The sequence below is a fragment of the Pseudomonas sp. A-RE-22 genome, assembly GCF_019956035.1.
Classification (GTDB): Bacteria; Pseudomonadota; Gammaproteobacteria; order Pseudomonadales; family Pseudomonadaceae; genus Aquipseudomonas; species Aquipseudomonas brassicacearum.
In genome coordinates this window covers 15,216-36,191 of record NZ_JAHBCZ010000047.1, presented here as the reverse complement: position 1 = coordinate 36,191, position 20,976 = coordinate 15,216, and the positions used below count along the sequence as shown (strand labels likewise).

Genomic DNA, 20,976 nt, shown 5'->3' with positions numbered 1-20,976 from the left:
CTAGATCAGGAGCACACCGGTGCCTGTCGTTTTTGTTGCCGCTTCCAAGCTGCCAACGCCCTTTGCGCAATTCACCATGCATGGCTTTCTCGATGAGGCCACCGGCCGCGAGCATGTCGTGCTCAGCCTGGGTGATTTTACCGACGGTTCTCCGGTGTTGGGCCGCCTGCATTCCGAATGCCTGACCGGCGACGCCCTGTTCAGCCAGCGCTGCGATTGCGGTTCGCAACTCGAAGCCGCGTTGCAGGCCATCGCCCGCGAAGGCCGTGGCGTGTTGCTGTACCTGCGCCAGGAAGGCCGTGGCATTGGCCTGTTGAACAAGATCCGCGCCTATGAACTGCAAGATGGCGGCGCCGATACCGTGGAGGCCAACGAGCGCCTGGGTTTTGCGGCCGACCTGCGTGACTACAGCATTTGCCTGCCGATGCTCGAACACCTGGGTATCAAGTCCCTGCGGCTGATGACCAACAACCCACGCAAGGTCAAGGCCTTGACCGACATGGGCATCGTGGTGGCCGAGCGTGTGCCGCTGCACACCGGTCACAACCCCCACAACAAACTCTACCTGGCAACCAAGGCCAGCAAGCTCGACCACATGATGGGTAACGAGCACCAAGGCGAGGTTGACCGGGCGTGACGCGCGGTCAGGTCCGGCGGCGGCTGTCCGTCAGTTGGTGGAAATACCTGGCCCTGGCCTTGCTGCCACTGTTCGTGATCAACGCGGTGTTCGGCCAGGGCGAAGCGATTCTGCCGGTGCTGGCGATGCCGTTGTTCATTGCCGGCATGGCGTCGATGTTTGTCAGCCTGCGATTCTTCGGGCCGTACAAGCAAGCCCTGATCGCCACCCAGAAAGCCCTCGACACGCCCGAAGAACCCCAGGCCTGGATTGACCTGGCGGCCCGTCGTCGCGCCGCCTTCCTAGTGGCCGGGCTACCGGCCTGGGTCGGTGCCCTTGCGGTGTTCGTTGGCCTGGAGGCGGTGCCGTTGATGCTGCTGGCCTTGTCGACCGCCGTGTTGTTCTACCTGTACCGCATCCCGCGCCAACTCGGCTGATGAACCGCTGGCTGGCGGTCTTGCTGCTGGCCGTCAGCGCCTCGACGATGGCGGCTTCGCGGGTTGTCAGCCTCGCGCCGTCGCTGTCGGAAATTGTCGTTGAGCTGGGCTCCGCCGACCTCTTGGTGGGCGTGCTGGATGGCGGTGATCGTCCGCCAATCCTTAAAGACCTGCCTTCCGTAGGCCGTTACGGCCAGCTGGACATGGAGCGCTTGCTCAGCCTCCAGCCCGACCTGCTCCTGCTCTGGCCCGGCAGTGTCGGCCCGGCCCAGCGCGAGCAGCTCAAGGGCTTGGGCATTTCTGTCTATGTCGCCGAGCCCCGCAGCCTCGACCAACTCATCGTGCAAATTGAAGACATTGCCACGCAGCTCGGCCGCCCGGAGCGGGGCGTGCAACGGGCGGCGCAGTTGCGTGTGCGTCTTGCGGCGTTACGCCAGCGCTATCGACGGGACCCGCCGTTGCCGGTGTTCTACCAGGTCTGGGACCGGCCGCTGTACACCATCGGGGGCGGCCAGATCATCAGTGATGCGCTGGCGGTGTGCGGGGCCCGCAACGTCTTTGCCGACCTGAGCGTGCCGGCCCCGCAGGTGAGTGTGGAAGCGGTGCTGCAACGTAATCCGCAGGTCATCCTCGCCACGGAACAGGCGCAGCTCGATGCCTGGAAAACCTGGCCGGTGGCGCAGGGGCGGTTGTTGCTGGTCAATGACAAGGGGCTGGAGCGGCCCAGTGGACAGATGATCGAGGCGACGGCGCGGTTGTGCGAGTTGATTGCGCCAGACAGATAGACCGTGGCGCCTGCAATCGCGAGCAAGCTCGCTCCCACATGGGATTTTGTTGTGAACACAAAACCTGTGGCCACTGAAGATCAACTGTGGGAGCGAGCTTGCTCGCGATGAGGTCAGTCCAGGCACCACAGGTTCTGGATCAGAGAGAGGGGGTCCAAGTAACCCCAAACAACCAGGTCCGACCCTCCTCCCGATACCCATACTGGCCCCCATCATGGCTATACAGCGCCCGGCTGTAACCCTTGTCCAGCAGGTTATCCACCTTCATCTCCAGCTTCACTTCCCGAGTCAGCGCCCAGTTGCCGCGCAACCCGAGCAGGGCATAGCCGCCCAGGGCATAGCGGTTGTTTTCATCGTCATAGCTGCCACTCACCGCTTGCCAGGTGGCGCCCAGGCCCAGGCGGCCGAATTGCCGGTCCAGGTCCAGGCTCAAGGTCCGCCGGGCGCGGCGGGCCAGGGTGTGGCCGCTGTCGCGGTCACGTGGGTCGATGATGGCCAGGCCCAGGTGCCCTGCCAGCCGAACACATCCTGCAGGTAGGCCATCTCAAAACCGTTGATCCGCGCCGAGGCAACGTTCTGTGGACGTGAGTTACTGCCAAAGATGATCGCGTCTTCCAGGTCCGTGCGGTACAGCGAGGTCTCCAGGCGGGCGCTCTCGCTCAGTTGGCTGCGCCATTGCAGCTCGTAGCTTTTTGCCGTTTCGGGTTTCAGGTCAGGGTTGCTGAAGTCCGGGTAGTACAGATCGTTGAAGGTCGGGGCGCGGAAGCTTTCGCTGTAGGTCAGCAATACGTCGTTGTCCGGATTGATTGGTAGGGTGATCGTGCCGCTCCAACTGTTCTGGCCGCCGAATTGCTGATTCTGGTCGCGACGCAGGCCCAGTTCGGTGGAGAAGGTTTCGGCCTGGAAGCGATGCTGGATGAACGCGGCACGGTTCCAGCGGCTGTCTTCGTCGAACGGCGTGCTGCTGTTGACCCGGTCCTGATACCAGTCACCGCCGATGATCAGGCTGTTGCGCTCGTCCAGCGTCACGTCGTTCTGCCAGGTCACTGAATCGCGGTAGGTGTTGAACACTTCGCGGACATCGCTGAGCTTGTCGAAGGTCTTTTCACGGTTCTCGCTGTGGCCCAGTTCCAGGCGTGATTTCCAGGCCTCGTTGATTCGCCCGTCCACATAGGTGCTGAAGCTGCTCACCGCGAACTCACTGTAGGGTTGCTGGGGCAGGGATTCGAAGGTGGCTGGGTCGAAGCGGCCGAACGGGTTGTCGTATTCGCTTTTGCCGCGGTTATCCAGCACGTTCAGGCCGACTTCCAGGTCATCGCTGGCGGCATGGCTCAGGCTCAGGCTGAAAGACTGGTTGCGGTTGGCATCGTCGTCGCGGTCGCTGGCATAGGACTCGCGGGTCCGATTGCTTCCAGCGCTCTCGTCGAGGCTGGCGCCGAGGTTGAAGCGGGTCTGGTCGTCGCCGCCGGACAGGCCCAGGCTGCGTTCCCAGGTCTGGTGGCTGCCAACGCCCACATGCAGGCGCGGTTGCAGGCCTTGCTCGTTGCCGCGACGGGTGAAAATCTGAATCACCCCACCCACCGCATCGGCACCGTAGATCACCGAACGCGAACCGCGCAGCACTTCCACGCGCTCGATCTGGTTGATGTTCAAGCGCTGCAGGTTGCTGTCGCCGGAGGTGGCATTGCCGATGCGCTGACCGTCCACCAGCACCAGGCTCTGGGCCGATTTGGTGCCGCGAATGTAAATCCCCGGCAGGCTGCCGCGCCCACCCAGCGGTGCCACCTGCACGCCTGGCACACGGCTGAGCAAGTCAGTGACACTGGCCGGCTGCAAGCGATCGATGTCGTCGCGGGTGAACACGGTATTGGCGGCGCTGCTGTCGTTGCGGGCCTCGACCTGGCGGTTGGCGCTGATCACGATGTCGGGCAGCTTCAGGGCCTGGTCGCGCTCGAAGGTGTCGGCCAGCAGGTCGGGGGTGGGGAGTAGGGATAGAGTGAGGGCGAGGCGGAGTTTCATGGGGTTCCAATCATGCTTGATTCACACAAAACCAATGTGTGCGAGCTTGCTCGCGATAGCGGTGTGTCAGCCAATGGGTTTATTGACTGATCTTCCGCTATCGCGAGCAAGCTCGCTCCCACAGGGGCTTGTGTGGGCTGAACTTACAGGCCCAGCAACAGCAACCGCTGGCGCACCGCCGCTTCGATTCCCACCTCGTTCAACCCACATTCGGCGAGCATCTGCGCCGGCTTGGCGTGTTCGACATAGCTGTCCGGCAAGCCCAGGTGCAGCACCGACTTGAGGATGTTTTCCCGGGCCAGGAACTCGCTGACCGCCGCACCGGCGCCGCCCATGATGGCGTTTTCCTCGACCGTTACAAGCAGGTCGTGGCTGCCGGCCATCTCGCGCACCAGGGCTCCGTCGAGGGGTTTGACGAAGCGCATGTCCACCACGGTGGCGTCCAGGGTCTCGGCGACTTTCAGGGCTTCGGCCAGTTGCACGCCGAACACCAGCAGGGCGGTTTGCTTGCCCTGGCGGCGGATCACACCCTTGCCGATCTCGATTGGCTCGAGGTCGGTCGAGATCGTCGCGTTCGGGCCGGTACCGCGCGGGTAGCGTACTGCGGCCGGGCCATTGAACAGGTGACCGGTGGTGAGCATCTTGCGCAGCTCGTTTTCATCGCTCGGGGTCATCACCAGCATGCCGGGGATGCAGCGCAGGAACGACAGGTCGAAGCTGCCGGCGTGGGTCGGGCCGTCTTCGCCCACCAGGCCGGCGCGGTCGATGGCGAACAGCACGTCGAGGTTCTGTACCGCGACGTCATGAATCAGTTGGTCGTAGGCCCGTTGCAGGAACGTCGAATAGATCGCCACCACCGGCTTGGCGCCTTCACAGGCCATGCCGGCGGCGAGGGTCACGGCGTGCTGCTCGGCAATCGCCACGTCGAAATAGCGTTGCGGGTAGCGTTCGCTGAAGGCCACCAGGTCCGAGCCTTCCTTCATCGCCGGGGTAATGCCCACCAGGCGCGGGTCGGCAGCGGCCATGTCGCACAGCCATTGGCCGAAGACGCCGGAGTATTTCGGTCCGCCGGCCTTTTTCGGCGCGGCCGCCGGAGCGTCCAGGGGTTCGAGCTTGGTGATGGCGTGGTAGCCGATCGGGTCGACTTCCGCCGGGGCGAAGCCTTTGCCTTTCTTGGTGACCACGTGCAGGAACTGCGGCCCCTTGAGGTCGCGCATGTTGCGCAGGGTGGCGATCAGCGTAGGCAGGTCATGGCCGTCGATGGGGCCGATGTAGTTCCAGCCCAGTTCTTCGAACAGCGTGCCGGGGACCAGCATGCCCTTGGCATATTCTTCGGTGCGGCGGGCGATTTCCCAGGCGCCGGGCAGGCGGGACAGCACTTTCTTGCTGCCTTCGCGCATGCTGGCGTAGGTGCGGCTGGAGAGGATCTTCGCCAGGTAGTTGGACAACCCGCCCACGTTGCGCGAGATCGACATGTCGTTGTCGTTGAGGATCACCAGCATGTTGGCGTCGACTTCCGGCGCGTGGTTCAGCGCCTCGAAGGCCATGCCCGCGGTCAGTGCGCCGTCGCCGATCACGGCAATGGCCTTGCGCTCGCTGTTTTGCAGGCGTGCGGCAATCGCCATGCCCAGGGCGGCGCTGATGGAGGTGCTGGAGTGGCCGACGCCAAAGGTGTCGTATTCGCTCTCGGAGCGGCGCGGGAAGGCGGCGATACCGTCCTTCTGGCGCAGCGTGCCCATGCGCTCGCGACGACCGGTAAGGATCTTGTGCGGGTAGGCCTGGTGCCCAACGTCCCACACCAGCCGGTCGTCCGGGGTGTCGAACACGTAATGCAACGCGATCGTCAGCTCGATGACGCCCAGGCCCGCGCCGAAGTGCCCACCGGTCTGGCCGACCGTGTAGAGCAGCTCCAGGCGCAACTCATCGGCCAGGGTTTCCAGCTCGGCTTCACCCAGGCGACGCAGGCCGTCCGGCGTGTTGGCGCGGTCCAGCAGGGGCGTGGTCGGGCGCTTGCGGGGAATCTCTTGAAACGTCGTGGGCATCAGGCGAATCGTTATAGGTATAGAAAGAGGCGGCAGTTTACCTTATGCATCGCAAGCTGCCCACGCGTTGGCCGGAACTTGGCCGATACGCACTTATGAATGGGTTGACCCTGTATCAGCTGCGTCGTTCGACGATATAACGCGCCAAGTCACGCAACGGCTCGGCCGCCGCGTCAAAGGGTCGCAGCGCGGCCAGGGCCTGGTCGCGCAACTCCCGGGCGTAGGCCTTGGCGGCGTCGAGGCCGAGCAGGGCCGGGTAGGTCGGCTTGTCGCGGGCGATGTCGGCACCCTGGCGTTTGCCCAGGGTCTGGGTATCGCTTTCGACGTCGAGGATGTCGTCCTGCACCTGGAACGCCAGGCCGATGGCTCGGGCGTAGGTCTGCAAGGCCTGCAATTGTTCAGGCGTGGCCCGGCCGCTGGCCAGGGCACCGAGCCGGACGCTGGCCTCGATCAAGGCGCCGGTCTTGTGCCGGTGCATGTATTCCAGGGCGCTCTGGTCCAGCTTCAGGCCCACTGAGCCCAAATCGATGGCCTGGCCGCCGACCATTCCGGCAGGGCCTGCCGCCAGCGCCAGGGCGCTGACCATGTCCAGGCGAACCTGCGCCGGGCAATCGCTCAGGGCTGGATCCAACAGGGCGGTGAAGGCCAGGCTCTGCAAGCCGTCGCCGGCCAGGATCGCGCAGGCTTCGTCGAATTGCTTGTGAGTGGTGGGCTGGCCGCGACGCAGGTCATCGTCGTCCATGGCCGGCAAATCGTCGTGCACCAGCGAATACGCGTGGATCAACTCCACCGCACAGGCGGCGCCGTTGGCCTGCTCGGCCTGGCCGCCCAAGGCTTCGCACGCGGCGTAGGCCAACAGCGGCCGCACACGCTTGCCGCCGTTCATCACGCTGTAGCGCATGGCTTCGTACAGGCGCGCCAGCTCCGGGCTCGGGGCGCTGAACAACGTCTCCAGTGCAGCATTGACCCGGGCCTGGCTGCTGGCCTGATAGGCGCCGATCATTCAGGCTGTTCCGCGTCGAAAGGCTCTTCGGTCAGCTCACCGTCACGTTCGAGCAGCAATTGCACCTTCTGCTCGGCCTGGGCCAGCGCCGCCTGGCAGTCGCGAGTCAAGCCGATACCTTGCTCGAAGGCGGTCAGCGAGTCTTCCAGCGACAATTCGCCGTTCTCCAGGCGTTCGACCAGCGTTTGCAGGTCGGCCAGAGATTGTTCGAAATCCAGTGCAGCTTTTTTGCGGGCCATGGCGGCTATTCCGGTTGACTGTTAAACCGGCGCGACACTAGCAGACATGGGGTATTGGGGCAAATCAGGACCGCCGGGCGTCACCCCGATCAGCAAGGATGTCGGAACCTGTGGCGAGGGGGATAAATCCCCTCGCCACAAATGATCTCAATCAGCGGGATAGTTTATTCGGTAACGGGTGCTGCGCCCGCCGCCGGGCATCCGCTCCAGGCAACCTTTCTCCAGCAGTTCCGCCAGGTGTCGCGTTGCTGTCGCCTTGGAGACCTTGGCCACGGCTTGATATTGAGTGGCGCTGATCCCCTGCCCGAAGCCTTTTTCGCCGCCATCGAGCAACCGGTTCAGCACTTTGGACTGTTCAGGCGTGAGTGCCGAAGCGCGATGGGCCTGCCAGAACCGGGTCTTGCCCAGCACGCTTTCGATCTGTGTCATCGCTTTATGCAGGCTGCGCAACAGTGTCTGCAGGAACCAAGTCAGCCAGCCGGTGATATCCAGCGTGGCTTTCTGGCTGTTTTCCAGGATTCGGTAATAACCGGCGCGGTCGTCCAGGATGCTCACGGACATGGCGTAGAAACGGATCGCCTGAGCCTCACCCTGGGCCAATGCCAAATCGGTCAGGGTGCGGGTCAGGCGACCATTGCCATCGTCGAATGGATGCAGAGTAACAAACCAGAAATGAGCAATGCCGGCACGCAGTAGCGGATCGAGGCTGACCTGATGGCGACTGGCTTCGAACCAGTCGACGAACGTTTGCAATTGCTGTTCAAGGCCCTGGCGAGGCGGCGCCTCGAAGTGAACGATAGGTCGGTCCAGCCTGCCCGAAACCACTTGCATCGGTTCGTCACCGCGCAGCGCGCCTACGCGGATCTGTCGATAGGCAAGGTCGCTTGTTTGATCAGGAAACAACCACTCGTGCCATTCCAGCAAGCGTTCGACCGTCAGGGGCTGGTTGAAGTGCCGGGTCGCGTCCAGCAACAGGTTCGCCAAGCCTTCGCTGCGTTGGTTGACCGGCGTGTCGTCGACGTGCTCGAGGCCCAGGCGGCGAGCGAGGGACGAGCGCACCGAGCCGACATTCAATTGTTCTCCTTCGATAGCCGAAGAGGTCACGATGTTTTGCAGCAAGGCATCCAGTTCGTTCTGGGCACTGAGCGAAGCCGTGACCGCGCCCGTCATTCCGAGCAATTGACCTTGTGTCTGCACGCATTCGCGTAGCAGGGGGGCCAATGCTTCAGCTTGCCAGCGGAAGTCGGGCCAGTCGGGCTGTTGCCAGATCCAATGGGGTGTCATGCGCCTGTCCAAAGATGAATGAGCCGAATAATAGCGCTATTCGGCTCATTTTGTGAGCCGAATAGACCCTCTATTCGGCTCACGCCCCCCTCAGTACGTGATTTCCCACACAGAATCGTGCGTTCCCCGATTGTTAATAATCCGCCGAATCGCTAACCTTCGCGCCATCTACGGCCCCCTTGCGACGGGGCCTTCAGACGAAACCTGAATAATGACAAGCGCGCTGAGGATTGGCGCCGGGTTGCGTCGTGCATGGCAGGAGGCATACGTGCGTTTTCTTTCTTTATTGATCGTGCTGATGGGCGCGCCGCTGGCGTGGGCGCAGCCTTCTGCCGAGATGTCGGAGCCGGTGGGCGGTTGGCGCTACAGCGGCTTGCTCGATCGCACCGAAAACCCGCAAGTCGCCTATCCCACACCGCCCATCGACCGGGGCGTGCAGCGCAATCGCACAATGATCGAGGGCCGGCTCAAGGCCATGGGCACGGCTCGCCAGCCCCACAGCCTGGCGGTCAACGGCAATCCACTGAATCTCTATACCGACGACGACGGCCGTTTCGCCCGGCCGTATGCGTTCGGCGCCGGCTCCAACAGCGTCGAGGTGCGCAGCTCAGAAGGCCAGTCCCTCAAGCGCGTGCAATTCTATGAAGCCAACAACCTGCGCACCCCGGCGCAGATCCGCGTGGTGCTGGGCTGGGACGATCCGAAGGCCGAACTCGATCTGCATATCGTCACACCCGACGGCCAACATGCGTTCTTCGGCCAACCGGCGCTGAGCAACGGCGGTGGTCTCGACCCGGATGGCGTCGATGGCCCCGGCCCTGAAATGTTCACCATGACCGCGCCGATGCACGGCACCTACCTGGTCTACGTGAACTATTGGGGCAACTACGGCAGCGGTGGCTACAACTTCGATGAGACCAGTAACGAGAACGAGGTGATCACCTCGCAGATCAACCTGGTGCTCAACGAAAACACCGTCAATGAAAAACGCGAGACCTTTGTCGTGCCCCTGCGCGCCATTGGCGATCTGTTGCTGGTCAAGACTTTCAACTACTAAGTATCCGCTCCACGGATGAACAGGCCCTTGTGAATATGAGCGACAACACTGCTTCCCCGACCACGCCGACACCTGTCGCCAAACCTGTGCGCCGCTGGCCGGCGATACTGATCGGGCTGTGCCTGGTAGGCGGTGTGGCCGCCGGGCTGGGCTGGTTCATGAACAAGCCCAAGGCGCCGCCCATGGAGTTGGCCTTGGAAAAACTCGGCTTGAGCCGTCCCGACGGCTTGCTCGAGGCCCATTCCCTGAGCCAGTTGCCCAAGGACCTGTTGGCGGTGCCGTTCCTCAAGGCCACGCTCACCGAGGACTTCGTCTTCTATTACGAGGCCCATGCCGACCGTCTCGGGCTGATTGGCAGCCTGCGCCGGATCATCTACGAGCATGACCTCAAGCTGCAGGACAGCCTGATCGAAGAACTTTTCGACCAGCCGGCCGATGTCGCGTTGTGGCGCGGTGCGGACGGTCGCCTCAAGGATTTCCTGTTGGTGATGGATCGCGGTGGCCTGGCCAAGGTTCTGGAACCGTTGGCGAAAGTCGCCCTGGACGACACTCAGTTGAGCAAGCTCAGTGACCTGAAGGTAGGCGGTGACGACGTCGCGCTCTACCAGCTCAGCTACAATGCCAGCAAGTCCCTGGTCTTCGCCTCCCATGGCGACAAGCTGGTCGTGCTGTCCAACCCGACCAAGCTGTATGACCCGGCCAGCGGCTCCGCGGTTGAGCCGGGCAGCGTTTCGACGACCGCCCTGGCTGCCTTGCTCAATGGCGACAAACTGTTCCCCGAAGCCTTCGGCCTGCCGCCCAAGGCGCCGGAGGTCAAGCAACGCATCTCGGTCAACGCCAGCGTGCTCGCCATGGGCTACCAGCGGTTCATCCCGAACTTCGCCGGCTTGCGTTTCGACATGGACGACAAGGGTTGGCACAGCTTCCTGGCGATGGACGAGCTGGAAAACCAGCCGGACTTCGACTTCAAGCCGATCTGGCAAGCCATGCCCATGGGCGCCAGTGCCTGCGTGGCCTTGCCCCTGGCCGCCGAGCAACAGAAACCGTTGCTGGTAAAACTCGGTGCCGACGAAAAAGCCGCCCAGGCCATGGTCGACCATGTGGCCGGCGCAGCAGGCCTGTGCTGGTACGCCGATTCGCGCCTGTACACGCCGCTGCTGGTGGCGAGCCTGAATGAAGACGACGGCAAGCTCGACGCCGACCTGGGCAACCTGTTCGGTTCGATGGTCGGTGCCTATGAAAACAACGTTGCCGAGCATGCATTCCCGGTGGTCGAGAAGCAGCAAGGCCCGACGCACCAGTGGCTGCGTCAGGTCAGCTCCAATTTCGGTCCCTACCTGGCCAAGGAAGCGGAACAGCCTGACGCGATTACCGGCAAGGCCTTCCTGCGGGTCAGCCTGGCGCGCCACGGTTCGACCTTGCTGTTCTCCCTCGATGACAAACTGGTGGACAAGGCCCTCGGCACCCTCGACAAACGCTTCCCGCCCATGGCCGACGTGGTGCCCAAGGACCTGCTGATGCCGGTCTACTTCGGCCCGGACTCCATGGCGCAACTGATGCAGCGCGAAACCCTCGACAGCTTGCCCCAGGACATGGAGCCGGTGTTCTACAACGCCGCGCAAACCTACCTGATCCCTAAACTGCGCACCCTCGGCGGCTACGGCAAATACGCCCTGACGTTGCCTGAAGGCAGCGAGCCGGATGGCCACTGGCAGTGGCTGCCGCTGGAATGGAAAGCGCTGTGACAGCACTGATCCGCAACCCCGCGTTGACGCTGCTGCTGGCGTTGCTGCTCGGCGGGCCTGTGCTTGCCGTCGAGGCGCCGGCGTTGGACGTGCAGCAATCCCAGGTCTTTCGTGCCTGGTTCGTGCGCATCGCCCAGGAACAGCTGACCAAAGGCCCGAGCCCGCGCTGGTATCAGCAGGACTGCGCCGGGCTGGTGCGCTTTGCCGCCAACGAAGCGCTGAAGGTCCACGATGAAAAATGGCTGCGCAGCAATGGCCTGTCCAATCGCTACCTGCCGCCGGAACTGCCACTGAGCGATGCGCAACGGCGCCTGGCCCAGCAATGGCAGCAGGGCGGCGGCAAGGTCGGACCCTACGTCAACGCCATCAAGCTGATCCAGTTCAACAGTCACCTGGTGGGCCGCGATGTCGCCCAGGCCCGTCCCGGCGACCTGATGTTCTTCGATCAGGGCGACGACCAGCACCTGATGATCTGGATGGGCCGCTACATCGCCTATCACACCGGCACCACAACCCCTACCGACAACGGCATGCGCTCCGCAAGCCTGCAACAACTCATGAACTGGAAGGACACCCGATGGATACCCGACGCAGCCAACCCCAACTTCATCGGCGTCTATCGACTCAACTTTCTCTCCCAATGACCGGTGCCCGCATGCTGCGCTTGTGTTCAAAATTGCCCCTGCTGTTTGCCTTGTTGCTGGCACCTGTCGTGAACGCCGAAGATACGGTGGAGCCCAGCGGCTACACGCCGGTGTCCGGTGAAAGTTTCTTCCTGCTGGCCGACAGCAGCTTTGCCAGCGACGAGCAGGCCATGGTTCGCCTCGAAGCGCCGGGCCGCGACTACCGTCGATTCCGCATGGAGCCCTACGGCGGCGCCGATATCCGCGTCTATCGCATCGACAAGCCGCTGGATTTCCTCAAGCGCCAGAAGAACCTGCACCGCGTGGTCAGCGACGGCCAGTTCAAGGGCGAAGGCCTGTCGAACACCCTCGCGTACCTGTGGGACAACTGGTACCGCAAGTCTCGTCGGGTGATGCAACGGGCGTTTTCCTACGAGTCCCGCCAGCAAGTTACCGAAGAAGTGCCGGAACTGAAGATCGGTGATGCCCTGGTCGCGCCGACCCCGTACGACGCACCGCCGCAATTCGCCTTGATCCCGGGCTTGCCGGTGGTCAGCCAGTTCCGTTATCCGCTCTGGGAAGCCAAGCCGATCCAGCCGCCCGCGGGCGTCAACCTGGCCGGCTCGTCCAGTGACTTCGTCAGCGTCGCGCCGGGCAACGTCTATGTACCGCTGGGCCAGTTGAAGCCAGGCCTGTACCTGGTGGAAGCGCTGATCGGCAAATACCGCGCGACCACCATGGTCTTCGTCTCCAACACCGTGGCGGTAAGCAAGATTGCCGGTGATGAATTGCTGGTCTGGGCCGCACGCAAGCATGAAGGGCGTTCGGTGCCCAAGGTCAACGTGCTGTGGACCGACGGCCTGGGCGTGATGAGCAGCGGTGCCACCGATGAAGACGGCCTGCTGCGCCTCAAGCACGTCAGCCCGGAGCGTTCCTTCGTCATCGGTGAAGATGAGGAGGGCGGGGTATTCGTCTCGGAAAACTTCTACTACGACAGCGAAATCTACGACACCAAGCTCTATGCCTTCACCGACCGGCCGCTATACCGGCCAGGGGATTGGGTATCGCTGAAAATCGTCGGCCGTGAGTTCAAGAACGCCCGTGATTCGGTGCAACCGACTGCGGCCGACGTCAATGTCAGCGTGCTGGACGCCACCGGTACCGAGCTGCAAACCCTGGCCCTGAAGCTCGACTCCAAGGCCGGCACCCAAGGCCGTTTCCAACTGCCGGAAAACGCCGTGGCCGGCGGTTATGAGCTGCGTTTCAGCTACAAGGACCAGCTCTACAGCAGCGCCTTTCGTGTCGCCGAATACATCAAGCCGCACTTCGAGATCGCCCTGAACCTGGCCAAGCAGGATTACCGCACCGGCGAGCCGGTCAAGGGCAACCTCGTGCTGCTGTACCCGGACGGCAAACCTGTGGTGAATGCCACGGTGAGCCTGAGCCTGCGCGCCCAGCAACTGTCGATGGTCGATAACGAGCTGCAATACCTGGGGCAATTCCCGGTCGAGCTGACCAGCAGCGAAGTGACCACCGATGCCAAGGGCAACGCGACCCTCGACTTGCCGGCCGCCGACAAGCCGAGCCGCTACACGCTCACCGTGTTTGCCAGCGATGGCGCGGCGTATCGGGTCAAGACCACCAAGGAAATCCTCATCGACCGTGGCGCGGCGAATTTCCGCCTGAGCGCTCCCCAGCGGTTCAGCGCCACCGGCCAGAAGGTGTCGTTCAGCTACGCCAACGAAGGCGGCAACGAACAAGCCAAAGCCGTGACGCCAGGCAGCTACGCCTGGGTGCGCCTGGAAGACCAGAGCACCGGCGAAGGCAAACTGGCGGCCAAGGACAAGGGCTTCAGCCTGACCTTCGATCGCCCTGGCACCTACAACCTGACGCTCAAGGACGACCACGGCCGGGTCATTGGCGCCGCCGCCCATGCAGTGACCGGTGAAGGCATCAAGGCCGTGCCGGGCACTGTCGAGATCGTCTTCGACAAGCCTGAATACAAGACCGGTGACGAAGCGCTGGCGCTGATCACCTTCCCGGAGCCGGTCAGCGACGCGCTGCTGTCGCTTGAGCGGGACAAAGTCGAGGCCACGGCGCTGCTGTCCAAGGGCGGCGACTGGCTGAAGATGGAAAAGCTCAGCGACACCCAATACCGCGCGCGCATTGCCGTGAAGGATAACTTCGCGCCGAACCTGACCTTCTCGGTGCTGTACACCAAAGGCGGTCAGTACAGCTTCCAGAACGCCGGTATCAAGGTGGTCACGCCGCAGATCGACGTTGCCGTCGTCACCGACAAAGCCACCTACCGCCCGGGCGACACGGTGACCGTGGACCTGAGTACCCAGTTCGCTGGCAAGGCGATCCCGGCGCACCTGACGGTCAGCGTGGTGGACGAAATGGTCTACGCCCTGCAACCGGAAGTGGCCCCGACCATCGATCAGTTCTTCTATCACCCGCGTCGCAACAACGTGCGCACCAGTGCCAGCCTGTCGTTCATCAGCTACGACGTGGCACTGCCAGGCAGCCCTGGCGCGCCGGGCAAGGCCAACCGCAGCGAACGCGGGGTCAAGGTACTGGAGCGGCCACGTCGTGAAGACGTCGACACCGCTGCATGGCAGCCGGAGCTGGTCACTGACGCCAACGGCAAGGCCCGTTTCACCTTCAAGATGCCGGACTCGCTGACTCGCTGGCGCATCACGGCCAAGGCCATTGCCGACGACGGCCAAGTGGGCCAGAAGAAGCAGTTCATCGCCTCGGAAAAACCGCTGTACCTGAAATGGAGCGGCCCGACCCGTTTCCGCACGGGCGACAAGCCGCAACTGGGCCTGTTCGCGTTCAGCCAGTCTGAAAAACCACTGAAGGCCGAGCTGCTGATCCGCTACGCCGGCACTGAACAGCGCATGGCGGTGGACCTGAAAAACGGCATCAACTATGTGGCGCTGCCGGCCCTGGAACTGAGCAGTGGCGACTTGAGCGTGCAGTTGCAATTGAACGGCGAAACCCAGGACGCCCTGGCCATGCGCTTGAACGCCAGCGGCAATGGCTGGCAAGTCACCCAGAACCAGCGCCTTGATGTGGCGAGCGGTGACACCCCGTTGACCCTGCCGGCCGACGCCAGCGATATTCGCCTGCGCCTGGATGACAGCCCGCAAGCGTTGTTCCGTTCGGCCCTGGATGACCTGCTGAGCTATCCGTACGGTGGCGTCGAGCAGACCGCCAGCCGTCTGTTGCCATTGAGCATCGCCTATCCGACCCTGGCGTCGAACCCGCAGATCCGCGACCGCTTGCGGTTGATCATGCAGAACAGCCGCTTGCGCCTGGTGCAGATGGCCGGCCCCTCGGCGAGCTTTACCTGGTGGGGCCAGGACGGTGAGCCGGATGCATTCCTCACCGCCTATGCCTATTACGCCGACTGGCACGCCAGCAAGGCCCTGGACCTGAGCCTGCCGCCGGAACACTGGCAACGGGTGCTGGAGGTCTACGCCAAGCAGGCCGGCGATACGCCGCTGCTGCAGCGTGCGCTGATCCTGTCGTTCGCCAAGCAGATGCAACTGCCGGTGAACACCCTGCTCAGCGGCTTGATGGACGACCTGGCCAAGGCCAGTGAAGACAGTACCGAGAGCGTGCTGGACAGCGGCGAAGACAGCCTGGTCATGAACGCCCCGGATTCGGCCCTTGGCTTGGCCAGTGCCCGTGTCCTGACCGCGTCCCTGGCGAAACAAGCGAAGGTGCCGTTGCCGGCGGCCTTCAGTCGTCAAGCCGATGCCGCGCAACAGCAACTGGAGCTCAGCTCGCAGCCGTTCGTCGAGGCCCTGGTGCTGTCGTTGCAGAGCTTCGATCAGGCCCGCGCCACGGCATTGCTGGAGCGTGTGTTGCCGCAGCAGTCCACCCTGGAACGGGCCCTGGCCCTGACCTGGTTGCAGCGCAGCATCGAACAGGCAGCACCGGCCGTGGCCCTGGCACCGGGCGAAGGCTGGGTAGCCAAGCAGGGCGCGACCGGTGAAACCTACTGGCAGTGGCAGGGCGCGCAGCTTCCAACGATGCTGACCCTGACCGGCGCCCAGGAGCGTCCATTGCAAGCGGCACTGAGCTTCCAGAGCCAGCAACCGCCGGTAGCACCGATGGCCGTGTCCATCACCCGTCGCCTGTCGCGTCTGGTGCCGGGCGACGAGGCCTTCACCTTCAAGCTTGAAGCCGTGGGCAACAAACCGTTGTCCAGCGACAGCCTCTACCTGGATGAAGTGATCATCAACAGCAAGGCGCCGACGCCTCTGCGCTACGGCATGCTCGAAGTGCCGCTGCCGCCGGGCGCCGATGTGGAGCGCACTACCTGGGGCATCCAGTTGATGGGCAAGGCCGACAGCGAGCCGACGTCCCTGGAAAAAGCCCGCTTCGAGCCCGGCCAGATGGCGTATGCGGTGCCGGTGGACGCCCTCAGTGGCGAGCTGCGCCTGCGGCACTTGGTGCGCTTCTCCCAGAAAGGCCAGTTCACCTTGCCACCGGTGCGCTTCACCCAGGTCTACGCGCCGCAACATCAGGCGCGGGAACAGAAACCGGCGCTCGGTCAGATCACGGTCAACTGACATGCGCAGGCTGTGGGTTGGGTGGTTGTTGTGCTTGATCCCTGCGCTGGCAGCAGCGCAGGACGAGCCGTTGCGCCTGGCCTTCGACGGTCAATTGCTGCGCGTGAGCCAGACCCAGGTGCTGGATCGCCAACCATTGCCCGACACTTTGCAGGCGCCTCTGGGCAGCCTGTGGAAGCTGTTTGTCTACGCCTGGCTGGTGGACACCGACGCTCGCGAACCGGTCTATGAGTGCCGCGGCGAGTCGAAGGAAGAAGTCTATTGCTGCAACGCCGGGCAGAGCATCGGTCGTGACCAGGCCCTGGTGAAATCCTGTGGCTTGTATTTCGAGCCACAGCGGCTCGGGCTGTCGGCCTCGAACTGGCGCGATTACTGGCAGGCCCGTCAGGCGCCGGCATGGTTGTTGGATCTGCCGACCTTGCAACCCCAGACGCAAGTGCCCGTCGCGCAGTTACTCAAGGCCCTGGCCACGCTGCCGGCCCAGGAGCAGGCGCGACGGGTGCTGCTGGATGTGGCGCTCAGCGCGGCCGACGGGCGGCTGGTCGGCGAATTGGGCAGTCGCCTGCGGGTCAAGACCTGGAGCTGGCTGGGTGACCAGGGGCCTTCATCGCGACAGGGCGGTTTCGCCGGTTGGCTGGCCGATGGCACCCCGGTGTGGGCCGGTGGCCGCGGCACCAGCCAGCAGGTCCTGAAGGTCTACGGTGAAGGTCTGGCGGCGGCATTGCCAGCGCGCTGGCCGGCGGAAACCGGACTTTGCGTGGAAGTCGGCCTGTTTGCCCGCTATCCGTTGCAGCGGGTGATGTCCGGTGACCGTCCGGCCTCGCCGGGTCAACTGCGCGGCGACTACCGCGTCGAATTTACCAATGGCAATCAATTGGACATCCACAGCGATGGCGAGCTGTTCCTGATGCCCGGCAAGCTGGTGGCGCGTCTGGACCGGGAGGAATACGTCGCCCGGGTCTTGCAGCGCGAAGCCAAGGCCGAGCCTGCCGAGGCGGCCAAGGCCCTGGCCGTGGCGATCCGCACCTACCTGCTGCAGAACGCCCAGCGTAACGGCGATTGCCTGAGCATCGACGACAGCAGCCATCGCCAGCGCGTCGCGCCACGCCCGGCGGCGCCCGAAACCCGCGCCATTGCCGCCTGGACCAGCGACCTGGTCCTGGCCGGCACCGATGTTACCTACCACTCCGACCAGCCTGGGCCGGACAAACTGTCCTGGGCACAAGCGGTGGAACAAGCCAACGCCGGCCAGCGCTACGACGCCATCCTGCTGCACGCCTACCCGCGCGCCAGCCTCAGCCGCTGGGACAACCCGGTGGCATCCTGCGAGGCGCTGCCCGCCGCGCAGGACTGGTTGCTGAAACAGCGCCGGGGCTGGCGCGAGCGGCTGGAAAGTGAAGTGGGCTACAACGAAATCAGCGCTTTCGCCGTCTGCCGCGTCGCCTTTGGCCGGCCTTATGTCGACCGCGAGCGCCAGCGCATCTACGTGCGCGGCGTGCTGTCGCTGCAGGATCGTCTCGACCTGACGCATGAATATCTGCACCTGGCCTTCGAAGCTCATCCCAACGGCCAGGACGAAACCTATATCGAAGGGCTTGCCCGTCACCTCTTGCTGGAATAGACCATGACACTCCGTTATCCACAGGTCTTGCTGTTGCTCTGCGCCCTGACCGCGTTGCCCTCGGCCATGGCCGCCGACACTATCAAGCTCGACACTCCGATTGGCGGCTGGCGCAGCGGTGCGCCGGGCGGTGAAGGCGAAAGTTTCAGCCAGACCGTCAACTACCCGGCTTCGTCGGTCAACACGCCCCCGGGCCAAGCCAACACCGCACGCATTACTGGGCAGATCAAAAGCGCACCCAAGGACAGCAACGTACCGGGCCAACTCATCGTCAACGGCGTCAGCCTGCCGCTGAAGCTGGACGAGGAAGGTCGCTTCGATCGGCCGTTCTCGTTCCCCAACGGCAGCAACAGCGTTGAAGTACGCAGCGCCGATGGCCAGCAGCGCCACCGCACGCAATTTCTCAACACCAGCGGCGGCGCCACACCGGCCAAGCTGCGGGTCCTGTTGACCTGGGACAGCGACGGCACCGATCTGGACCTGCACCTGGTCACCCCGGACGGTGCCCACATCTGGTACGGCGACCGCGCCGCCGCCAACGGCGCCGCTCTCGACGTCGACGTCACCACCGGCTACGGCCCGGAAATCTTCGCCATGCCCGCGCCGATCAAAGGCCAGTACCTGGTGTATGTGAACTACTACGGCGGCGGTTATCGCAGTGAGGAGGTCGACGAAGAGGGCGAGGGCGGTGGAGAGCAAGCGCAACAAGCCCTGACCACCGCACAAGTTACCGTGATCACCGAAGAGGGCACGCCGAACGAGAAGATGGAAACGTTCGTCGTGCCGATGCGGGCGGTGGGTGAACTGACGTTGGTCAAAAGCTTCAGCTATCCGTAAGGCGCCATCAGCAGTCACAACTGATGTCGCCGCCTGGGGAGATCCCCCTGCGGGAGCGAGCTTGCTCGCGAAGACGGTCTTGCATCCAGCATCAATGCAAGCTGACCCACCGCCATCGCGAGCAAGCTCAGCTCCCACAGAGGATCGATGGTGGACGCCTGATCTGTGAACGCTCAAAAAACCTGTGGGAGCCGAGCTTGCTCGCGATGACGGCGGCACATTCGGCATCGAGGTGTCTGGTAGGTCGCTATCGCGAGCAAGCTCGCTCCCACAGGGAGGATGAGTCGCTAAAAAAAATCTCACGCGTGAGCTATTGTGAGGTTTGGAAAGTACCTGTAGTGTTTCTCACGCGTGAGTTTTTCACAGTGGGGTCAGTATCATGCCAACCAGCTCTCCATCAGATCCGCCAGACGGGTCTGTGACCGATTCAGCGAGCCGCACGGGAGAGCGCGCCAAACCCTCCGCGAAAAAGCCGTCGAGCTTCTACATGAAGCAGATGCGCGCGGGCCTGAGTGCCGCCGGGTATGTGAAACACGAGACTTGGGTGCTTCCCGAAAACCGAAGCCTGCTCAAGCAGATGGAGAAACAGCTACGCCAACCGATTCTGGCTGGCTCATTCATGTCGGAGGATTACATGAGCGCAGGTAACAACTGGAACATCGATCGCCTCTACAGCGCCCTTCAGGCCCTGGACGAAGTGGTCGCGAACGACATCACTCTCTCTCTCGTTCAAGGCTCCGAGTCCAGCATCAAGCTGGAAATGAATGATTTTGGTGGCCTGCCGATCTACATCGCGGTGGTGGGCGACCAGATCATCGTCGATACCGTCCTGGTGGACGTCGAATCGATCAACGACGTGGCGGCCTTCAACGATGCCGTGCTGCGCAGCCGGGAAATGTTCCCGCTGTCGTCCATCGGCATCGAGACCATGCCCAACGGACAGGTCGTCTACAACATGTTCGGTGCGCTGAGCTCCGACTCCAGCCTGACCAACGTCGTGACCGAGGTCAAAACCCTCGTCGACAACGTCCAGCGCGCCAGCGAAGCCTTCGAACGCTTCTTCATTTAATTCACCGAACAGGAACCATCCAATGACTCAGTCCATCTGGAGCAAATTGTTCACCGCATTGCGTGGCGGTGCCAGCGAAGTCGGTGAATCGATCGTCGACCAACAGGCCCTGCGCATCCTCGACCAGGAAATTCGCGATGCTGACAGCGCGCTGGCCAACGCCAAGCGTGAACTGGTCACCATCATGGCCAAGCACAAGCTGGCGACTGATCGCGTCGGCGAATACAACGCCAAGATCAAGGACCTGGAAGCCAAGGCCCTGGCCGCGATCCAGGCCAACCGCGAAGACCTGGCGCTGGAAGTGGCCGAAGCCATTTCGACCCTGACCAACGAACTGGACGCCGAGCAGAAGCACGCGACCGAATTCGGCGGTTATGCGGACAACATGCGCAAAGACATCACCAAGGCCGAAAGCCGGATCAAAAGCCTGCGTCAGCAGGTGGACATGGCCAAGGCCCGCGAAAGCGTGCAGAAGGCCCAGGTCAGTGCTTCGATCGCCAGCGGCGGCGCCAATGGCAAGCTGGAAACCGCCGTCGGTACGCTCAACCGTCTGCAGGCCAAGCAACAGCAACGTGCCGCCGAGCTGCAAGCCCAGGACGAACTGGCCGAGGCTTCGACCGGCTCCGATCTGGAGCGCAAGCTGCGCGACGCTGGCATCACGCCGAACGAAGGCAGTGCCAATGCGATCCTGGAACGTTTGAAGAAAAAATCGGCTGAGTAATCAGTCAAGCCCGTAGTGAGGGACTTGCTCGTGCCGGACTTTGTAGGAGCTGGCGAAGCCTGCGATCTTTTGATCTTTCGCTTGAGATTCAAGTGTCTGGGGAAAGATCGCAGCCTCGTTGCACTCGACAGCTCCTACATAGGTCCCTCGCCACAAAAGTGTTCGGCACGCCATGGATTTAATTGTGAGGCAGGTACTTTTATCCAAGCCCCGCAGCAGGTTTAATGCTGTCCGGCCACTACGCTCGAGCCCTCAGACGCCAGAGCGATGATCCCGCCAGGAACGAAGCCCC

Annotated in this window: 15 protein-coding genes and 1 pseudogene; 11 read left to right on the top strand and 5 right to left on the bottom strand. The window is 63.2% G+C overall.

The features are described from left to right. Window positions 1-19 precede the first annotated feature (19 nt). Genes ribA through KGA89_RS22210 form a run of 3 tightly spaced genes read left to right on the top strand, consistent with a single transcriptional unit; the run spans window position 20 to window position 1,838 of the window. On the top strand, window positions 20-637 hold the full coding sequence (gene ribA, locus KGA89_RS22220) for a GTP cyclohydrolase II (protein ID WP_003206015.1): 618 nt from the start codon (window positions 20-22) through the stop codon (window positions 635-637). Continuing rightward, window positions 634-1,053 carry a hypothetical protein gene (locus KGA89_RS22215; RefSeq protein WP_003206013.1) on the top strand — a complete coding sequence of 140 codons (420 nt, stop codon included), beginning with the start codon at window positions 634-636 and terminating at the stop codon, window positions 1,051-1,053. The genes ribA and KGA89_RS22215 overlap by 4 nt, the downstream gene beginning before the upstream one ends. Continuing rightward, window positions 1,053-1,838: a cobalamin-binding protein gene (locus KGA89_RS22210; protein ID WP_003206011.1), complete on the top strand. Its 786-nt coding sequence runs from the start codon at window positions 1,053-1,055 to the stop codon at window positions 1,836-1,838. Before KGA89_RS22215 ends, KGA89_RS22210 begins: the two co-directional genes overlap by 1 nt. Window positions 1,839-1,977: 139 nt before the next feature. Here KGA89_RS22210 and KGA89_RS22205 read toward each other — a convergent pair. The 5 genes and pseudogenes from KGA89_RS22205 to KGA89_RS22185 all read right to left on the bottom strand — a co-directional run bounded on the left by KGA89_RS22205 (window position 1,978) and on the right by KGA89_RS22185 (window position 8,425). Continuing rightward, window positions 1,978-3,857, bottom strand: a pseudogene (locus KGA89_RS22205) (TonB-dependent receptor domain-containing protein). Window positions 3,858-4,000: 143 nt separating this feature from the next. After that, the gene (gene dxs / locus KGA89_RS22200; protein ID WP_223472550.1) at window positions 4,001-5,899 is read right to left on the bottom strand and encodes a 1-deoxy-D-xylulose-5-phosphate synthase; all 1,899 of its coding nucleotides are present in this window, start codon (window positions 5,897-5,899) and stop codon (window positions 4,001-4,003) included. 115 nt (window positions 5,900-6,014) lie between these two features. Then, window positions 6,015-6,902: a (2E,6E)-farnesyl diphosphate synthase gene (gene ispA / locus KGA89_RS22195; protein WP_223472549.1), complete on the bottom strand. Its 888-nt coding sequence runs from the start codon at window positions 6,900-6,902 to the stop codon at window positions 6,015-6,017. After that, window positions 6,899-7,141, bottom strand: coding sequence for an exodeoxyribonuclease VII small subunit (locus KGA89_RS22190; protein WP_003185917.1), 243 nt, complete (start codon window positions 7,139-7,141; stop codon window positions 6,899-6,901). The genes ispA and KGA89_RS22190 overlap by 4 nt, the downstream gene beginning before the upstream one ends. A gap of 147 nt (window positions 7,142-7,288) precedes the next feature. Beyond that, a complete protein-coding gene (locus KGA89_RS22185; RefSeq protein ID WP_003206003.1) occupies window positions 7,289-8,425 on the bottom strand; it encodes a Fic family protein in 1,137 nt (378 codons plus the stop codon). Between the two features lie 298 nt (window positions 8,426-8,723). Here KGA89_RS22185 and KGA89_RS22180 point away from each other — a divergent pair, with 298 nt between their 5' ends. The 8 genes from KGA89_RS22180 to KGA89_RS22145 all read left to right on the top strand — a co-directional run bounded on the left by KGA89_RS22180 (window position 8,724) and on the right by KGA89_RS22145 (window position 20,684). After that, on the top strand, window positions 8,724-9,482 hold the full coding sequence (locus KGA89_RS22180; RefSeq protein WP_049798063.1) for a YfaP family protein: 759 nt from the start codon (window positions 8,724-8,726) through the stop codon (window positions 9,480-9,482). Between the two features lie 35 nt (window positions 9,483-9,517). Then, complete coding sequence (locus KGA89_RS22175; RefSeq protein ID WP_013694308.1) at window positions 9,518-11,227, top strand: DUF2138 domain-containing protein; 1,710 nt, start codon at window positions 9,518-9,520, stop codon at window positions 11,225-11,227. Beyond that, window positions 11,212-11,871 carry a DUF1175 domain-containing protein gene (locus KGA89_RS22170; RefSeq protein WP_223472548.1) on the top strand — a complete coding sequence of 220 codons (660 nt, stop codon included), beginning with the start codon at window positions 11,212-11,214 and terminating at the stop codon, window positions 11,869-11,871. The genes KGA89_RS22175 and KGA89_RS22170 overlap by 16 nt, the downstream gene beginning before the upstream one ends. Beyond that, entirely contained in the window at window positions 11,868-16,436 is a 4,569-nt protein-coding gene (locus KGA89_RS22165; protein ID WP_223472554.1) for an alpha-2-macroglobulin family protein, read from the top strand. Before KGA89_RS22170 ends, KGA89_RS22165 begins: the two co-directional genes overlap by 4 nt. Window position 16,437: 1 nt before the next feature. Then, window positions 16,438-18,057 carry a DUF2300 domain-containing protein gene (locus tag KGA89_RS22160; protein ID WP_223472547.1) on the top strand — a complete coding sequence of 540 codons (1,620 nt, stop codon included), beginning with the start codon at window positions 16,438-16,440 and terminating at the stop codon, window positions 18,055-18,057. A 3-nt stretch (window positions 18,058-18,060) separates the two neighbouring features. Continuing rightward, window positions 18,061-18,894: a YfaP family protein gene (locus tag KGA89_RS22155; protein WP_003205991.1), complete on the top strand. Its 834-nt coding sequence runs from the start codon at window positions 18,061-18,063 to the stop codon at window positions 18,892-18,894. Between the two features lie 487 nt (window positions 18,895-19,381). Further along, window positions 19,382-19,963, top strand: a complete 582-nt coding sequence (locus tag KGA89_RS22150) for a YjfI family protein (RefSeq protein ID WP_013694303.1) — start codon at window positions 19,382-19,384, stop codon at window positions 19,961-19,963. A 22-nt stretch (window positions 19,964-19,985) separates the two neighbouring features. Next, window positions 19,986-20,684 carry a PspA/IM30 family protein gene (locus tag KGA89_RS22145; protein ID WP_003205987.1) on the top strand — a complete coding sequence of 233 codons (699 nt, stop codon included), beginning with the start codon at window positions 19,986-19,988 and terminating at the stop codon, window positions 20,682-20,684. The last annotated feature ends 292 nt before the right edge of the window (window positions 20,685-20,976 follow it).